A 23,519-nucleotide genomic window follows, 5' to 3' on the forward strand; every position below is an offset into this window, starting at 1 on the left:
TCGATTTTGCAGAACAGAGCTTCTAGACTGAGCATGGCGGGGTTGGGCTGAGTGTTGTTTTGGTTAATGCCTCAGCTTAACCAGCCCCGTCTTTCCTTCGCTCCCCTTATCCCGAATTCACGTTAAATGAAGAGAAATTTATAAATCTTTAGCAAATTGTCTCCAGGAATACTAAAACCAAGGGACAACTCAGTTGAGCATGTTTAATCGCTGCGAATAGGGCCAACGTTGAGACAATCGAGCAACACTTTAGAAGTAGCCGAAGAACAATTGATATCATTGATATGATTAATAAATAATCAACAATTCTGCTGCCAAGAATCAGCCCGATCGTCAATCCTTGGAGCGCGATGGGGTAGAACCATGGGCGAGTTACGATGCAGCAGTCTCTTCAATCAATCATTCGATCATTGATGCGATCACCCACTCAATTTGGTTTAATCCGGCTTTATCTTGGCGTAACCCGGCTTTAGCCATAAGTTGACGAAATTCATGGTTATTCATAATGGCCGCGATCGCCCATCTTCGGCAATCAGTGCGCTCAATTGATTTCCCGCTCAAGGGGATTCAACTCGTCTAAGTATATTAATTGCTCCATTCTGTCATCTTTTTGACCTGCTATGACGACCCCGTATATGCCCCGCAAAAAGGTTGTGCAGAAGCGTCGAGAGTACAACGCTTGGGTAGCCACCGAAACGATCGAGGACTATTCCCTTCGCTATGCACCCCAGTCTTTTCGGAAGTGGTCGGAGTTTCTAGTTGCCAATACGGCCTTAGGAGGGATTTCCTTTCTGGCCCTTGAAGCGATCGGTGGATCTTTAGTGATTAGCTATGGATTCAGCAATTCCTTTTGGGCAATTTTGGTGGTGGGATTGCTGATTGGCCTAGCTGGAATTCCCATTTCCTATTACGCCGCCAAATACAATGTCGATATTGATTTGCTCACCAGAGGCGCAGGCTTTGGTTACATTGGCTCAACCATTACCTCGCTGATTTACGCCTCTTTTACTTTCATTTTCTTTGCGCTGGAAGCGGCAATCCTGGCCCAAGCCTTAGAGCTTTATTGGCACGTTCCCCTGTGGCTGGGCTATATCCTCTGCTCTTTGGTGGTGCTGCCGATTGTGTTTTATGGCATCACGGCGATCGAACGGTTGCAGTTTTGGACGCAACCGATTTGGCTGATTTTGATGGGGTTGCCCTTTGTGTTTGTGGGCCTTAAGGAACCGGCCGCCCTCGATCGCTGGCTGCACTTTGCCGGAAACTCCCCCAGCGGAGCCGCCTTTGATCCCTTGTTGTTTGGCGCGGCGGCCACCGTTTCTTTTTCGCTCATTGCCCAGTTGGGCGAACAGGTAGACTATCTACGCTTTTTGCCGGAATGTGGCCCCAACAATCGAATTCGCTGGTGGTTAGCGGTGTTGGCGGCGGGGCCCGGTTGGATTGTGCTGGGGGCAGCCAAGCAGTTGGGCGGGGCCTTTTTGGCCACTTTGGCGATCGAGCATGGTGCTTCCTTTGCTAAGGCCAAGGAGCCAATTCAAATGTATCTGGCCGGATTCGCCACCGTTTTTGACGATCCCCAAGTGGTGCTGACGGTGGGGGTGTTTTTCGTGATCATCTCCCAAATCAAAATCAACGTCACGAACGCCTACGCGGGATCCCTGGCCTGGTCAAATTTCTTTTCGCGGCTCACCCACTCCCATCCCGGGCGAGTGGTGTGGTTGGTGTTCAATGTGTCGATCGCCCTGCTGTTGATGGAGTTGGGGGTTTTTGAAACCCTAGAGGCCGTGTTGGGTCTCTATTCCAACGTGGCGATCGCCTGGATTGGGGCGATCGTGGCGGACTTGGTGATCAACAAACCCCTCAAACTCAGTCCGTCCTACGTTGAGTTCAAACGCGCCTATCTTTACAACTTCAACCCTGTGGGATTTGGCTCGATGGCGGTGGCCTCGGCCATTGCCATGGTGGCCTTTGTGGGGCTTTTGGGGGAAACACTGCGGGCCTATGCGCCGTTTTTGGCCCTGGGGATTGCCTTCGGACTGTCGCCGTTGATCGCCTGGGCAACCCAAGGCCGCTACTACATCGCGCGCCCCAATGAAGTGCGCTTGAATTTTCCAGCCGCCACCCTGGTCAGTTGCTGCGTTTGTGACAACGAGTATGAGCCATCGGATTTGGCTTTTTGTCCCGTTTACGACGGCCATATCTGCTCTCTCTGTTGCAGCCTGGATGCCCATTGTCATGACTCCTGCAAGCCCTCCGTGGGCGAGCAGATTCGCTTGGCTCCAATTGTGGCGCGGGCCATTTTTGGCGATCGCCTGTCTTTGCGGTTGGGCAAGCGGATGGTGCGTTTTTTGGGGCTGTTTGCAGCCATGGCAGCCCTGCTGGGGGTAATTTTTGCGCTGGTTTACACCCTCGGGCCGATCGCTGAGTTGCCCCTCGCGCAACCCGATGTCGAATCAATACCGCTGCTGGAAACCTTTGGGGTTTTGTATGCGATGTTGCTGGTTTTGTCGGGGATTGCGGTCTGGTGGTGGGTGTTGACCGATGAGAGTCGCGAACTGGCTGAGGAGGAGTTGGACAACCAAAACCTGCAACTTCAGCAGGAAGTGCGCGATCGCGAGGCCGCCGAAGCCGCCCTGCAAGACTTGGCCAAGGATTTGGAGCAGCGGGTGAAACAACGCACCGCCCAATTATCCGAAGCCCTGACGGTGTTGAAAAAAGCCCAAACACAACTGGTCCAAACGGAAAAAATGTCCAGTTTGGGGCAAATGGTGGCAGGGGTGGCCCACGAAATTAATAATCCGGTGAATTTCATTCACGGCAACCTCGAACATGCCTGCAACTATGTGCAAGATGTGTTGGCGTTGTTGGTTGCCTATCAATTGGCCTTTCCCAAGGCCACGCCGGAAATTTTGGAACTGGCGGACGAAATTGATGTGACGTTTGTGCAGGAAGATTTGCCCAAACTGTTGAAATCAATGCGGGTGGGAACCGATCGCATTCGGGAAATTGTCCTGTCCTTGCGCACCTTTTCGCGGCTGGACGAAGCGGAGGTGAAAAGCGTAGACATTCACGCGGGTTTGGATAGCACGCTGATGATTTTGAGCAACCGACTGAAGGCCACGGATCAACGCCCAGCGATTCAGATTCAAAAACACTACGGCGAGCTATCCCCCATTGAGTGTTACGCGGGGCAAATGAATCAGGTGTTTATGAATTTGCTGACCAATGCGATCGACGCGATCGATGAGGACAAGCGGGGCGATCGGAAACCGCCGCAAATTGCCATCACCACCACCTTGGTCGATCCCGAAACGGTGCAGATTGTGATTACGGACAATGGGCCCGGAATTGCCCCTGAGGTGCAACGAAACTTGTTTGATGCTTTTTTCACCACCAAAGATGTGGGCAAGGGAACCGGTTTGGGTCTGTCCATTGCCCAACAGATTGTGGTGGAAAGGCATGGCGGCCGATTAACTTGTCGATCGGAGTTGAATCATTCAACTAGCTTTTTGATTGAAATTCCAATGCGGCAATTTGTGGAAGATTAGGCGATCGCCTCGCAGATCCCAATCCCAATCCCAATCTCAATCTCAATCCACACCCCGATCGCCCTCGGCCAGAACAGTTAGTCCCTTGCCCTCAAGATTTGGCAACGGAAACATCAAGATCCTAGGGCCTGTCGTCATTTCCTAGAATCATGTGAAAACGATTGATTTTCCATGTTCCGGTTGTCGTAACAAGGGGCTTAAGCCCCTTGTCCCCCACGAGCTGCTAACGGTGAAGTCAGAGTTTCCGGCGATTTGACGACAGGCCCTAAATCCCCGTTGCCGATCGCCCCTGTTTGCCCAACCGGAACACTACAAAATAGGCCAAATAAATGACATAAATCGCCAAGCCTAAAATCCCCAACACGCCCAAAAAACTAGGGTTGGTGTTGTTGTGGAAATATTCCCGATAGAGCCAAGTGGGTTCCAACCAAACACGGCAAGCCGCATCCTTCACCAGCACTTCGCTGGGCTTCAGGGCACAGGGCAAGGTCAACACCTGCGCCACCGTCCCGATCGCGCAGTAAATCGTCATGGCCCAGCGCCAAGCCTTAAACGCAAACTTCAACCGGCCTTGGGGTTGGTCGTCAATTTCTTCGTTTAAATCGACCCAAAACCACAGTCCCAGCGGAATCAACACCCGCGCCCCCAGCGCCGCCACAAAGCTCACGGGCAAAGAGCCAATCATCAAATACACCGTGATGGCCAGCAGGCTCGAAACCCGCCAATAGATCACCATCAGCTTTTGCAGCGCGTCGGCCTTGGCCACAAGCGCCCACAGCAACAGCCCTAGCGGTATCAAAACGGTAAACAAAACCGCCACGCGGTAGTCCGTCCAAACCAAGGATTCCAACCAGTTTTCAGCCATAGGAAGGGGCGATCGAGCCGACAGATTTTGAAGTTTTGGGTGTGCATTGTGTCGCACACTTTGGCGCACTCTATGCTACCGCGCTGTTTCCCCTTATGGGCCGCGCTGTGGATGGCGATCGCCCCGACGATGCCCAACCGGTTTAGCTGAATCTCGATGAGTTGCCGCCAGCGCCCACAATTTAACCCACAATTTAATATGTACTCGTTATGATTATGACTAGTTGACGATTACCAACTCCTAAACGTCATGGCTGATTCTGCCCAGGTTGCCCCACCCAAACGCCGCCTCAACAATGCCTTCCAAAATTTGATGTCCTTGCATTGGTGGATGGCGTTGGCCTATCTCGTTTTGTTTGTGGGAGGAACCTTCATGGCGCAACTGCCGCGCGAGGTTTCCTTTCGCTCCGGTTTCTATGATTTCCACAAGTCGATCGGGATTTTAACCATTGGTTTGTTGTTGGGACGGGTGCTGCTGTTGTTTCGAGTTTGGTGGCGAAAATATTCCCGTCGGCTACCCAAACTGTCCGCCCATTGGTGGCGTGTATTTTTATTGCACAGCAGCCTCTATGTCTTCATGATTGTGGTTCCGGTCACGGGCGTTTTTTTGTCTAATTCCGTGAGGCCTAATAATGTCAAATTTTTTGGCATTGTTGTGCCGGATCTGTTTCCCCAAAATGCTGAAATGGTGGATTTGGGGCGTGGCTTACACTTTTGGTTTTCCTATAGCTTTTTGGTGTTTGTGATTGCCCACGCGATCGATCAATGGAAAGTTGTTCGTGCCCTGTGGCGGCGTTGGACAGGTTTTTGGAACAAGTCATCATCCAGCAATTCCAAAACGGCTCTCAAGTAATCTCAAGTCATTTCAAGTCATTTCAAGTCATCGCCAGTCATCTTCAGTGACCTCCAATAATCTGAGGAAAGCCGATCGCGCCCGGCGAGAAAGCCCCGGAAGATGGATACCGCTCCGCCTTCCGGGGTTTTGTCATTTGTCTCACTTGCCTTGAAAGCCTAGGGCGATCGCGCTAGGGTATCGAAAGCGCTGCCGTTAACCTAGCAGCACCGATTGCGCATCATTTTGACTAAATCAGCCCCCTCGATCGCCCTGTGAACCATGGTCCAAACCGCAACCACCGAACAAATTGCCTACGAACTTTCTTGGGTTAGTCGGATGGCGGATCTGAGTCCGCAGGAGTGGGATGCATTAGCCAAACCTCTAAAAACCCCCTTTTTAGAATGGGCTTGGCTGAATAATTTGGAAACATCGGGCAGCGCAATTCCGCAGGAAGGATGGTTACCATCCCACTTGGTCGTTCGCCGATCGGGAAAGCTGGTGGCCGCAGCTCCCCTCTATCTCAAGGGACACAGTTATGGCGAATTTGTGTTTGACCATCAATGGGCAGATTTGTCCTATCGCCTAGGGGTTGATTACTACCCCAAGCTGTTAGGAATGACCCCTTTTACGCCAGCGGAAGGCTATCGGTTTTTAATTGACCCCGCTGAAGATGAACGAGCGATCACCGAAATGATGCTGGGGGCGATCGATCATTTTTGTAGCCGACATCATGTGTCCGGCTGTCATTTTCTATTTGTGGATCCCCAATGGCAACAACTTATGGAATCCTTAGGTGATTTCATTACCTGGAAACATCATAGCTATATTTGGACGAGCGATAACTATCAAACATTTGAAGATTATTTAGCTAGTTTTAATGCCAATCAGCGCCGCAATATCAAACGCGAGCGAAAATCCATGGTGAATAGTGGCTTGGAGTTCAAAACTTGGCAGGGGTCACAAATTCCCCATGGCTATTTTTCCAAGATTTATGATTTTTACAGCAGCACTTGCGAAAAATTTTGGGGCGGCAGCCAATATTTAACGCGCAAGTTTTTTGTGGATTTGGCCGATCAATTAGCCGATCGCGTGGTGTTATTTACGGCCCATGCCCACGGTGACGATCGCCACCCGATCGCCCTCTCCTTTTGCATCACCAAGGGCGATCGACTCTACGGTCGCTATTGGGGTTGCACGCGAGAAATTGACCATCTGCACTTCAATGCCTGTTATTACGAGCCGATCGACTGGGCGATCGCCCACGGAATTCAACTTTTTGACCCCGGCGCAGGGGGGCAACACAAACGGCGGCGCGGATTCCCGGCAACCCCCAATCACAGTCTGCACCGGCTTTATCACCCCCGGCTTGATCGGATTTTGCGAACCTATATTGATGAAATTAACCAATACGAACAACAACAAATTGATGCCATTAATGCTGAGTTGCCGTTTAGCCAAGCTCAACCGGAACTAAAACTCTAAATCCAGATTTCAGCAAATTTTTGAATCAAGGCTTTAAGCAAGGCTTTAAGCCGTTTTGCAGCAGAACCTTCACGCAGTTGTTAAACTGGCCTTCTACCTGAAGCGATCGTCCCGTTGCAGGGCATATTCAACAGTAAGGCTGTAGCAGCGGTGTTGCAGGGATCGGGCTGTGGTGCCAGGCTGAGCGATCCTGCGATTCAACGCTGAGCGCTGCAACCCATGAACATCGCAGCACAATCACCCCGATCGGCTGGTGTTGTTGAGTGAATTCAATTTCTGGCTACGATCCGCTGGAGTGCCCGTTTTTATGAAGCGTCTGATTCAAATCGCGAGCATGGTTCTGTTGGGGTCGATCGCGGTGGCCACTGTTGAAGATGTGGCCTCCGCCAGATCTGGAAACCTGGCCGGGCGCTGGTTCAACCAAATGGCCAGCCATTGGCAAGCGGGCAAGCAACAATTGAGCCAAGTGGGCCAGGGCGATCGCCTCAGTTGCAACCTGGTTTCCGTAGGCCCCAAGCGCCAAATTACCCGACTTTGCGCAGCCCAAAGCCACCTGTAATCCGTGATCAAATCTGCGATTAAATTTGCGATCAAAGCTGTAATCAATTAACCAAGCGTTCGATCTCGCAGAATCTGATCTCGCGCTTGGGTTAATTGACGCTGATGATGAGCAATGATCTGGCGATCGCAATCCGACCAGCATCAGACCAGAATTAGATCCATTTCTTCACGATTTAAGATCGCCGCACATTAATACAGCACCATTCCTGACGCTTCCACAACGTGGCCACAATCCAACCACTTTGCTCCAACGTGTCAGAAATGGCCTTGGCTTGATCTAACAAAATGCCACTCAACACTCCCCAGGTCTTTTGATGGCTAATTTGTTCTAATTGCGGAATCAAATCCACAATTACCTCCGCCAAAATGTTGCAGAAAAAGCCATCCACTTTGCGATCGCCCAACATCTCTTGCAACTTCTCAAAAGATCCCTGCTCCAGATGCACTCGATCGGGCTGAATATGATTCAGCGAAATATTTTCTTGGGTTGCCCGCAAACATAGGGGATCAATATCCACCGCGTAGGCAGTTTTGGCCCCCACCAACAACGCCCCGATCGCCAAGATTCCCGACCCACAACCAATGTCCGCAATGATCTGCTCCGTGGGTTTGCCGTCAAAGCGCATCTCCATTGATTCCATGCAGAGTTGCGTTGTGGGATGGGCCCCCGTGCCAAAGGCAACCCCCGGATCCAAACGCACCACTACTCGCTTACCCGCCTCCGGCACATCCAACCAAGCCGGACAAATCAAGAACTGATCGCCCACTTCTTGCGGCTGCCAATGTTCTTTCCAACTGCTCGACCAGTCCTCTTCATCAATCAAATTCCATTTGACCGTTGGCTCAGGCAAATTGGCCAAAATGGCATCTTGGCGTAGCCAAAGCGCTAGGGCAGAAAGATCTAGGAGTTGCGCCTGCTCTTGGGGCAAATAGGCGGAAATCAAACAATTCTTGCCTTTGTATTGGCTAGAGGTGCCTCGGCAACCAAAATCTTGAGTTCGCCAATAAACGGTATCTTCGAGTAATGGGTGGCAGCGAATGTTGATTTCCCACCAACTATTAGCCATGGATCAAGTCCTGAAGGGGCGCTTTTGAATTTCTGTCGCTTTATTGTCCCATGGCCCTTGCGATTCCTCAGGCATCAGGCATTAAACATTAACCAGAATTGAGCAGAATCAAGATCCAACAGAATTAATCAGCATGAACCAGAATTAAGCAGGATTGATTAAGACCAATGACTGATGATGAGTCCAAAGAGGAGTCCAGCGGGGTGATGATGGGCAACTCACCCATAATTGCCATCGTAATTGCCATGACCGACAACCGCGATTATGGGCGATCAAACAAAAAACAATCGATCGCTCCCCACTGATCCGCCAGTCCGCCGCAATTTCGGTTGATAATGGCAAGCGGTGTTCCATCGCCATCCACCGGTCGTGCGCCCAGCCACCGACTTGTTTAACGCGGCGATCGCCCACACGCGATGCCCAGTGCAACCACCAACGGAGACCGATCGATCCTATGACCCGGATTGAAACCAAAACCGAACCGATGGTCGTGAACATGGGCCCCCATCACCCGTCCATGCACGGCGTGTTGCGGCTCATCGTCACCCTCGACGGCGAAAACGTCATCGACTGCGAACCCGTCATTGGCTATCTCCATCGCGGCATGGAGAAAATCGCCGAAAACCGCACCAACATCATGTTCGTGCCCTACGTCAGTCGGTGGGACTACGCCGCCGGGATGTTCAACGAAGCAATCACGGTTAACGCTCCCGAAAAGCTCGCCGGCATTGAAGTGCCCCGCCGCGCCAGCTACATCCGCATGATCATGCTGGAGCTGAACCGAATCGCCAACCACCTGCTGTGGCTTGGCCCCTTCCTGGCCGATGTGGGTGCGCAAACCCCCTTCTTCTACATCTTCCGCGAACGGGAGATGATCTATGACCTGTGGGAAGCCGCCACGGGCGCACGCCTGATTAACAACAACTATTTCCGCATGGGCGGCGTGGCCGCTGACTTGCCCTACGGTTGGATCGACAAGTGCCGCGACTTCTGCAACTACTTCGCGCCCAAAATCGACGAATACGAAAAACTGATCACCAATAACCCGATCTTCCGCCGCCGAGTGGAAGGCATTGGTACGATCAGCCGCGAAGAAGCGATCAACTGGGGTCTCTCGGGCCCCATGCTGCGCGGTTCGGGCGTGAAGTGGGACTTGCGGAAAGTTGACCACTACGAGTGTTACGACGAACTGGATTGGGATGTGCAGTGGGAAACCGGCGGCGACTGCTTCGCTCGCTACCTGGTGCGGGTGCGGGAAATGCGCGAGTCGAACAAGATGCTCTTGCAAGCGCTGGATCAGATCCCGGGCGGCCCCTACGAAAACCTGGAAGCCCAACGGATGCTGGGCGGGCCAAAGTCCGAATGGAACGGCTTTGATTATCAATTCATTGGCAAGAAGCTGGCTCCCACGTTCAAGATTCCCAAGGGCGAACATTATGTGCGCCTCGAAAGCGGCAAGGGCGAACTGGGTGTGTTCATCGTGGGTGATGACAATGTGTTCCCCTGGCGCTTCAAGATCAAGGCTCCGGACTTCACCAATTTGCAAATCCTGCCGCACTTGCTGAAGGGCGTGAAGGTGGCGGACATCATGGCGATTCTGGGCAGCATCGACGTGATTATGGGATCAGTCGATCGCTAAATTTGCCAACCAATTTGCATTCCAATTGAATTCTGAGCGAGGTTGTCCTTTGAGATGATCTCGCTTTTTGTTATGTAATAACGACATGCCCTCATTTTTGTGTATTCAAGTTAAACTACTTAGCAAAATAGCCCTTTATCAGGCAGTTCATAAGTTGTTATGACTCCTAATGCCAATTCCGACGGGTTCGACGATTATGATGAGCAGGATGATCACAATGACCAAAGTGATCAAAATGAGCCAGACGATCACGATGATCAAAGTGATCGCAATGAGCAAAATAATCAAGATGATCGCAATGATCAGAGTGGTGGGCTTGTTCCTTGGCTTTTAGACTCAACAGTCAATGGCTTTGGTTTTTTACCTTCTGCGGAGTACATTGCCGAAGACCACCTCAGAGCTTGCAAAGGAAACCCAGAAGCAGCTATCGAGTCAGTCATTGGTTGGCACACTGCCTACGCCTCAGGAACTGGCTTCCTTTCAGGCCTGGGCGGTCTTGCAACTCTGCCTGTGACGCTACCAGCCGGTTTAGCTGCATCCTATGCCTTAGCAGCCAACACCATTGCAGCAGTAGCCCATTTGCGTGGTTATGACCTGCGCTGTGACCAGGTTCGGACTAGTATCTTGCTCTGTCTAATTGGTGAAGGAGCTGAAGCTGCTCTTAAAGCAGTCGGAGTAACTGTCACGAATAAGCTGACTCAACAAGTCATTTCCCAAGTTCCTGGCAAAGTTCTGATTGAGATTAATAAGCGTGTCGGTTTTCGTCTGCTCACGAAAGCGGGAGAAAAGGGGGTTGTGAACTTGATGAAGCTCGTACCGATCGCTGGCGGGCTGGTGAGTGCCGGTTTCGATGGCTTTTTTATCAACACATCTGGTCAAGCAGCTAAAAAGTTCTTCCCTACAATTTCCTAAGAGACTAAGTGCTACCACAAGCCGGGGATTGGCTCAGAAGAACTTTGACCCAGAGCGGTGAGCGATCGAATTTCAAATTCGTATTGGGTGCGATCGGCTCCGGGGCCAGTGCTGCGCCGCAATGTCCCCACGGCACTGTAAGACCGATCGAGGCTCCAGGTTTGATCCTCAAGTCGGGCACTTTCCCAACGAATGGTGCGATCGACCTGACCGCCCGGGCGCAAGGTCAGTTGTTCAACACCCGTACACCGCAAATTGCTGAGGGCTAGCCATTGAGACCCCGCTCGCAATCCGGCGGGCCCTTGGCAGCGATTGCAATCTCGCTGGTCACCGGGCTGGGCGCTGCTGGGAAAAGGACAGGCCATGCGGGTACAGCCGATCGCCCCTTGCGGATCCGGGCTGGGTTGCAAACGGCCCTGCACTTCAATGAGTCGATCGACCCACCGTTGCGGATTGGCTAACAGATCCGCGATCGGGACAAGCTCCACTCGCCGTTCCTTGACCTGAATCGGTTGTTTGGTTGAATCCGGCAGCACAGCCCGATCGCCCGCCAGAGCCGCGCCGCCGGTACAGAGCAGCACGGAGAGCAAAGCGGCCCGCCCAAGGAAATGTTTGAACAAGGCTGGATCCTGGAACATCATTGCAATTTGGTTTCTAAGCAATCTGGTTTCTAAGCAATCTGGTTTCTAAATCCTGCTTCAAGGGCGACCGCAACCCAAGGAATCGGCCCTTGGCCGAGGCTGTGATCGCCCTAGGGGGCTAGCCGTCAAACATGGTGGCAATCAGGTCAACAAACCGCTCAAACACCACGTTTCGCCGCACTTTCATGGTTTGGGTTAACAGACCATTTTCGATCGACAGGGGTTCCGCCAAAAAACGAAAGGTGCCGATGCGTTCCTCGGCTTTGTAGCCGGGGCGATTTTTCACTTCCCGCGCCAACTCATCCCGAATCAAGGCCTGTACCCGATCGCTTTGGAGATCCACCGGATCAAGCCCCTGTTCTGTGGCCCAAGCGGCGATCGCCTCCTGGTTGGGCACAATCAAAGCCCCGAGCGTCTTTTGGTCTTGACCCACCAACACAACTTGGCTGATGTAGGGACTGCGAATACAGGCATCCTCGATCGGCTGGGGTTCAATATTTTCCCCATTGGTCAGGACGATCGTGTCCTTAGCCCGCCCGGTGATGGTGATGTCCCCGATTGGCGATAGCCAACCCAAATCTCCCGTATCAAACCAGCCTTCCGAGTCGATCGCCTTCGCCGTTGCCTCTGGCTTGCCAAAGTAACCCGCCATGATTTGTGGGCCCCGGGCCAGAATTAGGCCCTTTTCGCCCGCCGGGAGCGGCTTGCGGGTTTCAAGATCAACCGATCGCAGCTCCGTGGCCGGCAGTGGCAGCCCAGAAGTTCCCCGCAAATTTCGCCAGTTGCGCCGCACCGTCAGCACCGGGGATGTTTCTGTGAGACCATAGCCCACCAGCACATTCACCCCCACAATTTCAAAGAACATTTCCAGGTGGGTTGCCAAGGAACCGCCGCCACTGATGGCATATCGCAGCTCGCCCCCGGTGGCCTGCCGAATTTTTCGATACACCAGTCGATCGCCCAGTCGATGCAGCGGCCAATGGGCGATCGCCCGTGCCCCCGCCAGCAGTTTTTCCAAACCCGCCGCCGGTTTCGATCGCAACTCCAGCCCTTGCCAGCGGCGCTTGGCCCCCACGTAGCGCTCACTAAACCCCAAAAAGGTTTGGGCAATTTTTTGGGTACTGGCCGGTTGGGATTGGAATTGCTTTTGCACTCCTTCATAAATTGACTCCCAAAGACGCGGCACAGCCATCATGTATTGGGGCCGATGGGTTTTCAGATCTGCCTTGAGCTGGCGAATGTTGGTGTAAACCAAAACGCAACCTTGACAGAGCAAGTAATAGTCCCCGATGCGGCCAAAGGAGTGCCAAGTGGGCAACAGAGTCAACACCCGATCGCCCGCTTGAGGAGCCACCACCGTTCGGAATGCACTGAGCTGATAGAGATAGTTCCCATGGGACAACATCACCCCTTTCGGTTGCCCCGTGGTTCCGGAGGTATAGATCAGCGTGGCTAGGGTTTTTGGATCCTGTTTGGGTGGCTGCCAGGGGTGAGTTTTCAGGCGATCGCGCCCCCGCTCCAGCAACTCCAAAAAATTCCAAAGCAACACATCATCCCCGATCGCGCCCGATCGCACCGGCTCCTCATCCGACAACAACACGATCGCCACCAAAGGCAAATCTCCCAGGCGATCGGCCAACCGATTCAGCGTCTTTTGATTCTCAACAATCAAGAGCCGCGCACCGCTATCCGCCAGGATGTAGTGCAACTCCTCCGTTTCCGCCAAAGAACTCCGCACCGCATTGGCAAACCCCGCCGCCATCGTGCCCTGGTCTGCCACAAACCACCGAGCACTATTGTCTGCAAACAGCGCAACCCGAGGCGGCACAACCAATCCCGCCTCCTCCCGCGCACTGGTATCCTCAGGACTCAGCAGTGTTTGCAATCCCGCCGCAAACGTTTGCAGATATTCCAGCAGTTCCGCAAAATTCAGCTCCAGTGCTGGCGACAAGTGGAGATCTCGCAGGGCCGGCAACGTGTCAAAGCGTTGGGCCGCCTGCACCCACACTTGAGTCAAATTTTGTGCGCCCGAATAGTCCACGGCACGGCCCATCTGGGCCCGATCCTGGGGAAATAGCTCCGATTCGGCAAAGGCAGAAGCAATCATGGCAAAGGGGTGCTAAAACAGGCGATCAACAAAGCAACACAACCCTATCGGGTCATTTGCCGCTTCAGCAACTCTCCTCAGGCGATCGGATAAATGGCACGGGCAATATGCAATTGCTTTCGCGGCCAGCGCAATCTGTTACCTAACAGCTCGTTACCTGATACCACCCGAGCAATTTCAATCGAATCACTCATACTGGAGACTGCTAGCCATAGCCACTAATTCGATTCTGTGCTGATTTGTGCTGACTGTTGCGATTCCGACCTATAACGGGGCTGATCGCCTGCCGATCGTTCTGGAGGCGTTGTTGGCCCAGGTGGAAACCCAGGCGATCGACTGGGAAATTTGGGTGATTGACAACAATAGCGACGATCGCACCCGGGAGGTGGTGGCCGCCTTCCAAGCACGATCGCCCCGAATTCATTGGGATCAAGAGCCACAACAGGGCGCGGCCTTTGCCCGGCAGCGGGCGATCGCGCGATCGGGTGCGGCTTGGGTGGCTTTTTTGGATGATGACACCGTGCCGGATCCCGATTGGGTGGCTCGGGTGTGGCAGTTTGCCCAGAGTGATTGGGTTGATCGAAACCTGGTGGGGGCTTTTGGGGGGCGCATTCTGCCGGTTTTGGAGGGGCCGGAGCCGGTGGAATTTGCACGGATTCGATCGCTCTTTGCCATTGTCGATCGGGGCGATCGGCCATTTGTGTATGACCCAGGGCGCGGCCTGTTGCCGCCTTCGGCGGGGTTGGTGGTGCGCCGGGCCGCTTGGCTGGCGGCCGTGCCACCTCGGTTAATTTTGGGCGGGCGAACGGGAAACACCTGGCTCACTTCCGAAGATCTGGAAGCACTGGTCTATCTCCAACGAGCGGGCTACTCTGTGGCCTATTGCCCCGCCTTGCGCCTCAGTCACCGGCTGCCGGCAACTCGCTTCACGGCCGATTATCTCCGCTCTTTTGCTCAGGGAATTGGCTTGAGTCGCTATGTGGTGCGGCTGTTGCGGGTGGATCGATCGCGCCGATTCCTCATCCCGTGGTTCTATGGTTTGTCGGATTTGCGTCGGTTGTTGAGCTGGTGGCTGCAACATCCGGGGGGTTGGCGATCGCAAGATCCGGTGTTGGTTTGCGAGCGATCGCTCCTGATCAGCACCCTAACCAGTCCTTGGGTGATGGGTCGCTGGTTTCGTGATCGAGAGCAACGGGGCGATCGCCAAGTCATTGCCCATGCGGCCCAACGGGCGGCCGACTCGTCGCAGCCCTTGACTCCCCAAATTGCGATCGCGATTCCAATTTACAACGGAGCCGATCGACTGCCTGCCCTGTTTGATCGGCTTCAAGCTCTGGAGATTCCGCCCGGTTTGCGGTGGGAAATTTGGGCGATCGACAACAACAGCAATGACGGCACGATCGCCCAACTGCGTCAAATTCAACAAACTTGGAACCGTTGCCCTTTACATATCAGCCAAGAACCACGCCAGGGAGCCGCCTTTGCCCGACAACGGGCCGTGCGGTTGACGGCGGCCCCTTGGGTGGCCTTTTTGGATGATGACAACTGGCCGGAACCGGACTGGCTACGGGAGGCGATCGCCTTTGCGGAGGCTCATCCTCAAGTCGGGGCCTTTGGGGGCAAGGTCTTGGGAGCCTACGCGATCGACCCGCCGCCGGCCCTGCGTGACTTAGAAGGCTATTTAGCCATTCGCAGCTATCCTGAGTTTGCCGATCGCCCCGGCCCTTTCCTGGCTCAGCAGTTGCGCCTCCCGCCCGCTGCGGCGTTGATTGTTAATCGAGCTGCTTGGTTAGCGACCGTGCCCCCAAAACCCCAATTAAGCGGGAAATTAGCCGGCCGCTTCGTGCAGGGGGATGATTATGAACCCTTGTTGCACCTGGCGCGGGCGGGCTGGGAAATTTGGTTTGCACCCCGCTTAAAAACCCATCACCAAATTCCCGCTTGGCGACTCGATCGCGCCTATCTCATTCGCCTGGCCCGGGCCTGTGGGTTGGCTACGTTTGCCCTCAAACGGATCATTACCCCCCCGATCTCCTGGCCCGGGTTGGCGCTGCGAATCATGATTGCCAATGGCTACAAAGCCCTGAAGTTGCGATCCTTGTGCCAAAATGCCGACCCCTCGATCGCGCTGACTGCCACGGTGCGCCAAGCTTTTTTCTGGGGTTGTGCCCTCAGTCCCTTGGCGCAACTCCGATTGCCTGGGGGTCGGAAGCTCAAGATCTAGGAGCGATCGACTGGGAGCGATTGACTAGGAGCGATCGACTAGGAGCGATCAATCACAGAACGAGGAGAGGGTTAATCAACAGTGATTGATTTCCTGTCATTTGCTAACATTCTCTGAAAAATGCGAGTCCATCCTAAAGGCTGTCATACAATGAACAGATGCTACTCGGATTCAAAACTCAACTCAAGCTCAACAACCAACAACGCACCGCATTAGCGCGCCATGCCGGTGTCGCACGTCATGCTTGGAATTGGGGTTTGGGACTGACTAAGAACATCCTTGACCATAACCAATTACATCCCGAGGAAAAGATCAAGTTTCCATCTGGAATTGATTTGCACAAGTGGTTGGTAGCCTTGGTCAAGTCTGAACACCCTTGGTACTACGAAGTCTCAAAAAGCTCACCCCAGAATGCTTTACGCCATTTACGGGTGGCTTGGGATCGGTGCTTCAAAAAGACTTCAGGCGCTCCTCAATTCAAGAAAAAGGGTCGTCATGATTCTTTTGAACTGGATGGAGCTATTCATATCAAGGGTTTGAATAAGATTCAGGTTCCCAAGATTGGCATCCTGAAGACCTATGAAGCCTTGCCCCAGAATGTCCAGCCCAAATCAGTCACCATCAGCCGCCAAGCGAATGATTGGTTTATCTCATTTCGGATCGAGATAGAACCTGTCATTACGCCTAAATTGATTGATGTTGTAGGTGTTGACTTGGGTGTCAAATCTTTAGCGACCCTCAGCACTGGAGAAGTGTTTGAAGGCGCTAAAGCCTACAGACAACTGGAGTCCCAGCTCTCTCATTTGCAATGGCTAAATCGCCACAAGCAACGCGGGTCTGCCAATTGGAAAAAGGCTCAATTGAGGATCGCCCAACTGCATCAGCGAATCGCCAACATCCGTAAAGACACGCTCCACAAGCTCACGATCTACCTCGCCAAGAACCACGGCACGGTGGTCATTGAGGATTTGAATGTGTCTGGAATGATGGCGAATCACAAGCTAGCCAAGGCGATTCAGGATATGGGCTTCTATGAGTTTCGGCGGCAACTGGATTACAAGACGAAGTTGTATGGTTCTGAACTGGTGATCGTGGATCGTTGGTTTCCATCGAGCAAGACTTGTTCCCGTTGCGGCACGAAAAAAGAGACCCTATCCCTGTCAGAGCGGGTGTTTGATTGTGATCACTGTGGATTGCAGATTGATCGCGATTTGAATGCCGCGATCAATCTGCAAAAGGCGGCTAGTCCGGTCGTGTCAGCCTGTGGAGCGGATGAAGCCGACTTCGCCGCGATGAAGCAGGAAGCTTCCTGATTGCTGCATTTGCTAGTCAATTGCAGCAATTGTTAGTGAATTAGTGACGGCTGCGAGTTATTAGAATCCTGAGAATCCTGGCTTTCGCGATCTTGCTGATCCACCGCATCAGGACGCGACTCGATCGGGGAGTCCATCTCATCGGACTCAGAGAATGAACCGGGGCGATCGGTTGGAGTCGGCGTAGATTCAGGAACTTCAGTCCCAGCAGGGCCATTCCCCGATCGTTCAACCCCTTGCTGACGAGCCTTATAGAAGGTTTCCAGACTGTTGCGATCGCCCACAAAGCGCCAATGCCAAGGTTCATAGGACACGCCTTGACGATTGCCCTCCGGAAACGACAGCTCGAAATTAAACCGAGCCGCATGATCCGCCAGCCAGCGGAAAGCCCTCGTTTGTTCAAAGTTCTGATTCAAATTGGTTGAAGGCGCATTGGCATCCCCAATGTCTACCGCATAGCCCGTGTGGTGTTCGCTATAGCCAGGAGGCGCACTCACCTCAGCCCGCTTGGTGGCCGCTTGGTTGCGGGCAGCCTTGATGTTAAAAAACACAGACTGTTGCTGTTCCACGGAGCGAAACGCCGACAGCACCACCAAATTCACCCCATCTGCCCGAGCCGCAGCGGCCATGGAGCGATAGGCCCGGGCTGCCGATCGTCGCAATCGCATCTGACCATCGTTGCTAATGGGGCTAAGTTCCGATTGGGGCGCTTCTTCGTAGGGCAAATGGCCCAACAGAGAGTTGGGATCCGGTGTAGGGCTGGCGGGAGCCGTGGGGCTGGGGGTGCTACCGATCACTTGGTCTAAGCGTGCTTGCCAGGCATTGGGCAACTGCCGCGCTGACCAAAGGTAGGCAAAACCGCCCGCCGCGATCGCCCCGAGACCCAACAGCCCCCCCAGAATACCGAGCCAGGGCCGTCCCTGGGGCTGCGCCGGCCCATTCACCACCTGTTGATTCGCATCGCGCACCGCTTCCGGCACTTCGGCACTGCCCATCACCGTCAGCAAGCCAGCTTCCAACTCTGAAGCTGAAGCGCGATCGGGGCGCGAGCGTTTTGACACTTGGGGGCCAACTCCCGCCGCCGAGGAAGGCTTGGCAGTTTGGTTCGATTCAGCCTTCTCAGCCCTATCCGAAGCATCCATACTGAACCACTGGGGCGCGTGCTAGACGATTGCAGCAAAAACTACGCCCCCATTCTAGGGATATTCATCCGCGCCATGGGCCCAAGACCAAAAAATCAGCCCTTATTGAACCCTCAGCCAGATGTCAACCGCAACTCAAGGGCTTGATTGTTCAGGATCGCAGCGCGAGCACCAGGGTTTCGGAATTCGGATCAGGCTATTTCTGGGTGTTTGCTCTGTGTGCTAGCTTGAGGCGCTTAGAGGATGTTTGAAAAGTATCTTTTGGCCGGTGTCAAACACTAATAGTTGTGAGGGCAAGGGGCTTAAGCCCCTTGTCTACGTACGTCGATCACTGGAGCGGACAGAGTAGCAATTTTGGCTTTTCAGACATCCTCTTATGGGTGGATGAACAGGCTATTTCTTTAGATTGAGTTAATCCTGCTAACTGAATAATGTTAATTTGCGAATTGTCCATTGGGTTAATGCTAATTTGGGGATTGCCAATTTTGTGAATTTCGAGTTGGCGAGTACCAAGCTGATTAGTGCGAATTGAGTGCCCTCACGGGGTGATCATGGCCCACCTAATCACTGATTCATGGCATCTGTGATGAGACGTAGCCATGGTTTCAGGGAAAGGCTGCAATTGGGTTCATGCCCAATGGATTGGGTTGGGGCCAATTCAATTAATGCTGATTCGATTAACATTCATTCAATCCGTGGTTCCTGAAGAAAATGCTAGAAAATTTTCAAGTTTTTGAACAAGATTTATCAGCGGAAGCCCTGGCTGATTATCGCCAAGCCTCTGCCCTGGCGATCGATACGGAAACTATGGGCCTTAAACCCTGGCGCGATCGCCTCTGTTTGGTGCAGATTTGTAATTCGGTGGGGCAAGTGGCCGTCGTGCGAATTGCCCGAGGGCAGACTGCCGCTCCAAACTTGAAGCAGCTTTTGGAAAATGAGGCGATCGAGAAGGTTTTCCACTTTGCCCGCTTTGATGTGGCCATGTTGCAATACCACCTGGATATTGCAACGAACCCCATTTTTTGCACCAAAATTGCTAGTAAATTAGCCCGCACCTACAGCCCCAAACATGGCCTCAAAGACCTGATTAATGAACTGGAAGGGGTGGAGTTGGATAAACGCCAGCAGAGTTCCGATTGGGGAAATGCGGTGAATCTATCAGTGGCGCAATTGGAATATGCTTCCAATGATGTGCGCTATTTGCTCAGTGCCCGACAGAAATTAATGGCCATGTTGCAGCGTGAAGAACGTTGGGAATTGGCCCAACAATGTTTTGTGGCTCTCCAAACAATCGTGCAACTCGACTTACTGCAATACGAAAATATTTTCGAGCATTAAAGGCTGCGGTTGTTGCCCCTTATTTCTGCAAGCTAGGAGCGCTTAAATCAAGTTCAAGATTTCCTGGGCTGCCCGATCGGTTGCGCCGTCGCCCCCGAGCCGATCGCGCATGGCTTGGTAGTCCTGCTGAAGCTGGGCGGCCCGATCGGGTTTCAGCAGGGCGATCGCCTCTTGGGCAATTCGATCGGGGCTGGCCTGCTCCTGCATTAACTCCGGGACGATCGCCTGTTCAGCCACCAAATTGGGCGGCGACATGAATGTAATTGAAAACTTCAGCAGGTGACGGGCAATCCAAGCGGTGATCGGACTCACTTTATAAATCACTACCTGCGGCACTTTCAGCAGCGCCAACTCCAGATTCACCGTGCCAGATTTGGTCAAGGCTAAGTCGGCGGCGGCCATGGCCAGCAAGCTATCACCGACAATTTCCGCCTGGAGACCAAATTCAGCGATCGCCTGTTCAATGGCGGGTCGGTAAGCGGGCAGAGAAACCGGAATCAAAAACCGAGCCTTGGGGTTATGATCCTGCACTTGGCGAGCGGCCGCAAAAAGGCTGGGCATCAAGAGTTTTAGCTCTTGGCGACGGGAGGCCGGCAGCAACACCACCGCCAATTCATCGGCGCTCAGTCCCCAATGTTGGCGGGCGGCGGCCCGATCGGGCGCTTGGGCCAAGCGATCGATCAACGGATGCCCAATCCACTTCACGGCGGCTCCGTAGCGCTGATAGTAGGTGGCTTCCTGGGGAAAAATTGCCAAAATCACATCCGTCAGCCCCACCACCTGCGTGGTGTTGCGATCGCCCAGGGACCACACCCACTCTTGGGGTGCAATGTAGTAAGCGGTGGGTACTTGGGGCAATTGGCGCTTAAAGAAATGGCCCATGGTTAAGTTGGGGCCAATGTAGTCAATAAAAACGGCCACATCAGGCGGTTGCTGGCGGAGGGTGGCCTTGGTTTGCCACTGAAGCTTTAGGGTCGGAATGACGAAGGGCAGAGCCTCCCAAAGGCCGATCGAACCGATCGCACTCGTATCAAAAATCAACCGGGCCCCCGCCGCCGCCATGCGCGGCCCTCCGAGCGCCGTAATTTCCAAAACCTGACCCCGAGCCGCTGCCGCCCGCTGCAAGGCCTGGATCAACAGGGCCCCCTGCAAGTCCCCGGACACTTCCCCCGTGCTCAGAAAAATCCGCAAAGGGCGATCGGGCGTTCCCAACTTAGTCATGGCTGCTGCGGTGTGGTTTGCGACCGGTCATCGGCCCCCGCCGTCCCGCCTTAGACTGCTGCAAAAACCGAATCAAGTGTTGCAACGCTTCGCAGGAGGGCAGCAGCATTAGCTCCTCAAGGGCTTGCTCCAACGTGGCCTCAGAACGATACAAAATCCGAAAGGCCTTGTTCAGGGTTTGGGTGGTCAGGCCGTTGTCTAGCTCGTCATAGCCGGCCCGCTTCAGCCCCACGCGGTTCAAGGTGCGCACCCGGCCGGGACTGCCTTCCACCAACATAAACGGCGGCACGTCCCGATCGATCCGGCTCATGCCGCCGACCATGGCCAACCGGCCAATCTTGACAAATTGATGAACCCCCAACACGCCGCCAATGGTGGCCCGCGACTCGATCGTCACATGGCCCGCCAAGGCCACCCCATTGGCAATCACCACCCCATCTTCAATGAGGCAGTTGTGGGCCACGTGGCTGTAGGCCATCAACAGGTTCCCGTCCCCCACTTGGGTCACTTCCCCTTCGTGGGTGGCGCGGTTGATGGTGACGTATTCGCGAATTTTGTTGTCGTTGCCGATGATGGTTTGGCTGAGGGCCCCTTGATATTTGCGATCTTGAGGCTCTGTGCCGATCGCGGCTCCTGCAAAAATTTGGTTTCGTTCCCCCAAGGTGGTGTAACCGTCAATGATCACATGGGGGCCAATCTGAGTTTCGGCCCCGATTGAAACGGCGGGGCCAATGACGGCATAGGGGCCGACTGTCACCGTGGGATGGAGTTCTGCGTCGGGATGAACGATCGCCGTCGGATGAATCGCTGCTTTCATGGGATCGGTGCGATCGCGCTGCCCTGACACACTAATACGTTTAGCCAATGCTGAAAAGTCTAGTTCGTCAACTAGTCCGCTAGTCCACCAGGGAGAACATCAACTCGCCTTCACAGGCCAGTTGCCCTTCCACTTCCGCCCGGCCGTGCATTTTGCCGAAGCGTTTTTGCTTCACCCAAAGCAGTTCGACGGTCATGATCAGTTGATCACCGGGAACCACGGGCCGACGGAAGCGCACCTTGTCAATGCCCCCAAACATGAACAAACCTTGACCGGGGTTGTCTTGCATTTGGGTGAGCACCACGCCGCCCACCTGAGCCATGGCTTCCACAATCAGCACCCCTGGCATGATCGGGCGATTGGGAAAGTGGCCTTGGAAGTGGGGTTCATTGAAGGTGACATTTTTTAGCCCCACGGCCCGCTTACCGGGAACATAGTCGATGATTCGATCGACCAAGGCGAAGGGGTAGCGGTGGGGGAGCAGCCGGTGAATGTCTTCAACGGTGAAGGTGGTGGGCCCAGCGGGGTGATCGGCCTGATCCGTTGTGGTTGTGTCCTGGGTCTGGGCGGTGACAACGGGTTCTGGAGCAGAAACAGTGGACATAGGACTTTACAACCTAAACAACGGGCCAGTGGGCGATCGAGCGGGCAGAACCACGGATGGTCACGAACTCCTGCGAGGGATGGGCGTGCCTATCCGCTGCTGGGCAATTGGATGGGTGTTGACTAAGCAATGGCGGAACCCTGGGTTAGCGCTGATTTTCAATGAATCATTTCCGATCAAGTTCCGAATCAATTGCTGATTGATGTCCGATCGATTACTCATTGCCGATCACTGCCGCCAGTTTGGCCACCAGTTGCCCATGAAGACGATGGCTGGCTTTGTAAGCCAAGTAATGGGCGCGCGGAATGGTTCCGAGCAGGGCCAAGTCGCCAACTAAGTCTAAGATTTTATGACGCGCTGGCTCATTTTCATACCGCAAAGGCGGATTCAGCCAGCCCGCTTCGCCACAGACCAGAGCATTATCCAGACTGCCACCTCGGATCAGGTTGGCGGCCCGCAATTGTTCAATTTGGTGGGCTAAGCCAAAGGTGCGGGCGGGGGCAATGTCGTGGGCAAAGGAGCCGGGCTGGGGTTCCGGCTCGATCGGGCAGAAGGCTTCTCCGGGTGACCAACTGTGCCACTGGTTGCCGATCGCGGGTAGGGCAAAGTCAATCCCATAGCTAAATCGCAGTTCTGTGGCGGGCAAGGCGGCCACAAAAGCATCACCCTCATGGATCCAAAGGGGGTCGGCAATGGTTTCTTGATGGGGTTTTGGCGTGCGGGTGCTCGGCAATGCCCGCAGACCGGCCAGGGCGATCGCCCGACACCATTCAATGGCGGAACCGTCTAACAGGGGGACTTCGGGGCCATTAATTTCCACTTGGGCCGCCCCCACGCCACAGGCGACCAAGGCGGCCATCAGGTGCTCGATTGTGCGGACGGTGGCTTGCGGATCTTGGGGCGATCGAACCTCCGTGGACAGTTGCGTTTGAGAAACCAAATCCCAACGCGCGGGAATGACCGGGCGATCGGGCAAGTCCGTGCGCACAAACCGAATGCCCGGTTCCAGGCTGGGCTGCACCCACAGGGTCACGGGCAATCCGGAATGTAGCCCCACGCCCGATCGACTGAAGGCCTGGCCCAGGGTTCGCAGGGGGGCGATCGGGTGCTGGATCTCCGGTGCGATCGCCATAGCCTCCGAGGACGGCCTGGCCATCGCGAGTTCCGGTTGGGGTTCCGCTTGCCGTTCTGGTTCTAATGCCGTTGG

General features: G+C 54.1%; 18 protein-coding genes. 9 read left to right on the plus strand and 9 right to left on the minus strand.

All coding sequences use genetic code 11. The features are described 5' to 3' along the window. Positions 1–620: 620 nt before the first annotated feature. The gene (locus VPK24_RS02735) at positions 621–3,545 is read left to right on the plus strand and encodes an ATP-binding protein (protein WP_393010506.1); all 2,925 of its coding nucleotides are present in this window, start codon (positions 621–623) and stop codon (positions 3,543–3,545) included. A gap of 265 nt (positions 3,546–3,810) precedes the next feature. Here VPK24_RS02735 and VPK24_RS02740 read toward each other — a convergent pair whose 3' ends face one another. Further along, complete coding sequence (locus VPK24_RS02740; protein ID WP_393010508.1) at positions 3,811–4,410, minus strand: DUF3177 family protein; 600 nt, start codon at positions 4,408–4,410, stop codon at positions 3,811–3,813. 249 nt (positions 4,411–4,659) lie between these two features. Here VPK24_RS02740 and VPK24_RS02745 point away from each other — a divergent pair, with 249 nt between their 5' ends. The 3 genes from VPK24_RS02745 (at position 4,660) to VPK24_RS02755 (ending at position 7,285) form a co-directional block, all read left to right on the plus strand. Continuing rightward, on the plus strand, positions 4,660–5,262 hold the full coding sequence (locus VPK24_RS02745) for a cytochrome b (protein WP_393010510.1): 603 nt from the start codon (positions 4,660–4,662) through the stop codon (positions 5,260–5,262). 261 nt (positions 5,263–5,523) lie between these two features. Then, positions 5,524–6,726 carry a GNAT family N-acetyltransferase gene (locus tag VPK24_RS02750; RefSeq protein ID WP_393010512.1) on the plus strand — a complete coding sequence of 401 codons (1,203 nt, stop codon included), beginning with the start codon at positions 5,524–5,526 and terminating at the stop codon, positions 6,724–6,726. Positions 6,727–7,033: 307 nt separating this feature from the next. Then, the gene (locus VPK24_RS02755) at positions 7,034–7,285 is read left to right on the plus strand and encodes a hypothetical protein (RefSeq protein WP_099533502.1); all 252 of its coding nucleotides are present in this window, start codon (positions 7,034–7,036) and stop codon (positions 7,283–7,285) included. Between the two features lie 175 nt (positions 7,286–7,460). On the opposite strand, the gene prmA is transcribed toward VPK24_RS02755, so the two are convergent. Then, positions 7,461–8,354, minus strand: a complete 894-nt coding sequence (gene prmA / locus VPK24_RS02760) for a 50S ribosomal protein L11 methyltransferase (RefSeq protein ID WP_393010514.1) — start codon at positions 8,352–8,354, stop codon at positions 7,461–7,463. A 454-nt stretch (positions 8,355–8,808) separates the two neighbouring features. Here prmA and VPK24_RS02765 point away from each other — a divergent pair, with 454 nt between their 5' ends. After that, entirely contained in the window at positions 8,809–9,993 is a 1,185-nt protein-coding gene (locus VPK24_RS02765; protein WP_099533504.1) for an NAD(P)H-quinone oxidoreductase subunit H, read from the plus strand. 159 nt (positions 9,994–10,152) lie between these two features. Further along, positions 10,153–10,905 (plus strand): EcsC family protein, encoded by a 753-nt coding sequence (locus VPK24_RS02770; protein WP_393010517.1) that lies wholly within the window; start codon positions 10,153–10,155, stop codon positions 10,903–10,905. Between the two features lie 11 nt (positions 10,906–10,916). On the opposite strand, the gene VPK24_RS02775 is transcribed toward VPK24_RS02770, so the two are convergent. Both VPK24_RS02775 and VPK24_RS02780 read right to left on the minus strand, forming a co-directional pair. Next, the gene (locus VPK24_RS02775) at positions 10,917–11,525 is read right to left on the minus strand and encodes a hypothetical protein (protein ID WP_393010519.1); all 609 of its coding nucleotides are present in this window, start codon (positions 11,523–11,525) and stop codon (positions 10,917–10,919) included. 139 nt (positions 11,526–11,664) lie between these two features. Beyond that, the gene (locus tag VPK24_RS02780) at positions 11,665–13,653 is read right to left on the minus strand and encodes an AMP-dependent synthetase/ligase (RefSeq protein ID WP_393010521.1); all 1,989 of its coding nucleotides are present in this window, start codon (positions 13,651–13,653) and stop codon (positions 11,665–11,667) included. Between the two features lie 241 nt (positions 13,654–13,894). On the opposite strand from VPK24_RS02780, the gene hpsE reads away from it, so the two are divergent. Together hpsE and VPK24_RS02790 are read left to right on the plus strand one after the other, a co-directional pair. Beyond that, complete coding sequence (hpsE, locus tag VPK24_RS02785; RefSeq protein WP_393010523.1) at positions 13,895–15,877, plus strand: hormogonium polysaccharide biosynthesis glycosyltransferase HpsE; 1,983 nt, start codon at positions 13,895–13,897, stop codon at positions 15,875–15,877. Between the two features lie 158 nt (positions 15,878–16,035). Beyond that, positions 16,036–17,190 (plus strand): RNA-guided endonuclease InsQ/TnpB family protein, encoded by a 1,155-nt coding sequence (locus tag VPK24_RS02790; RefSeq protein WP_393010525.1) that lies wholly within the window; start codon positions 16,036–16,038, stop codon positions 17,188–17,190. Positions 17,191–17,222: 32 nt separating this feature from the next. Here the strand turns inward: VPK24_RS02790 and VPK24_RS02795 are convergent, their stop codons facing one another. Continuing rightward, positions 17,223–18,332, minus strand: coding sequence for a M15 family metallopeptidase (locus VPK24_RS02795; protein WP_393010526.1), 1,110 nt, complete (start codon positions 18,330–18,332; stop codon positions 17,223–17,225). A gap of 711 nt (positions 18,333–19,043) precedes the next feature. Between VPK24_RS02795 and VPK24_RS02800 the strand changes: the two genes are divergently transcribed. Then, positions 19,044–19,670, plus strand: coding sequence for a ribonuclease D (locus tag VPK24_RS02800; RefSeq protein WP_393010528.1), 627 nt, complete (start codon positions 19,044–19,046; stop codon positions 19,668–19,670). 42 nt (positions 19,671–19,712) lie between these two features. Here the strand turns inward: VPK24_RS02800 and lpxB are convergent, their stop codons facing one another. From lpxB to lpxC, 4 genes are all read right to left on the minus strand, one after another. Next, complete coding sequence (lpxB, locus tag VPK24_RS02805; RefSeq protein ID WP_393010530.1) at positions 19,713–20,891, minus strand: lipid-A-disaccharide synthase; 1,179 nt, start codon at positions 20,889–20,891, stop codon at positions 19,713–19,715. Beyond that, positions 20,884–21,708: an acyl-ACP--UDP-N-acetylglucosamine O-acyltransferase gene (gene lpxA, locus VPK24_RS02810; RefSeq protein ID WP_393010557.1), complete on the minus strand. Its 825-nt coding sequence runs from the start codon at positions 21,706–21,708 to the stop codon at positions 20,884–20,886. Before lpxA ends, lpxB begins: the two co-directional genes overlap by 8 nt. Before the next feature lie 79 nt (positions 21,709–21,787). Then, positions 21,788–22,312, minus strand: a complete 525-nt coding sequence (gene fabZ, locus VPK24_RS02815) for a 3-hydroxyacyl-ACP dehydratase FabZ (RefSeq protein WP_393010532.1) — start codon at positions 22,310–22,312, stop codon at positions 21,788–21,790. 214 nt (positions 22,313–22,526) lie between these two features. Beyond that, positions 22,527–23,444, minus strand: coding sequence for a UDP-3-O-acyl-N-acetylglucosamine deacetylase (gene lpxC, locus VPK24_RS02820; protein WP_393010559.1), 918 nt, complete (start codon positions 23,442–23,444; stop codon positions 22,527–22,529). Positions 23,445–23,519: the final 75 nt, after the last annotated feature.

This window comes from Limnothrix redekei LRLZ20PSL1, from assembly GCF_043235035.1.
GTDB lineage: Bacteria > Cyanobacteriota > Cyanobacteriia > CACIAM-69d > CACIAM-69d > CACIAM-69d.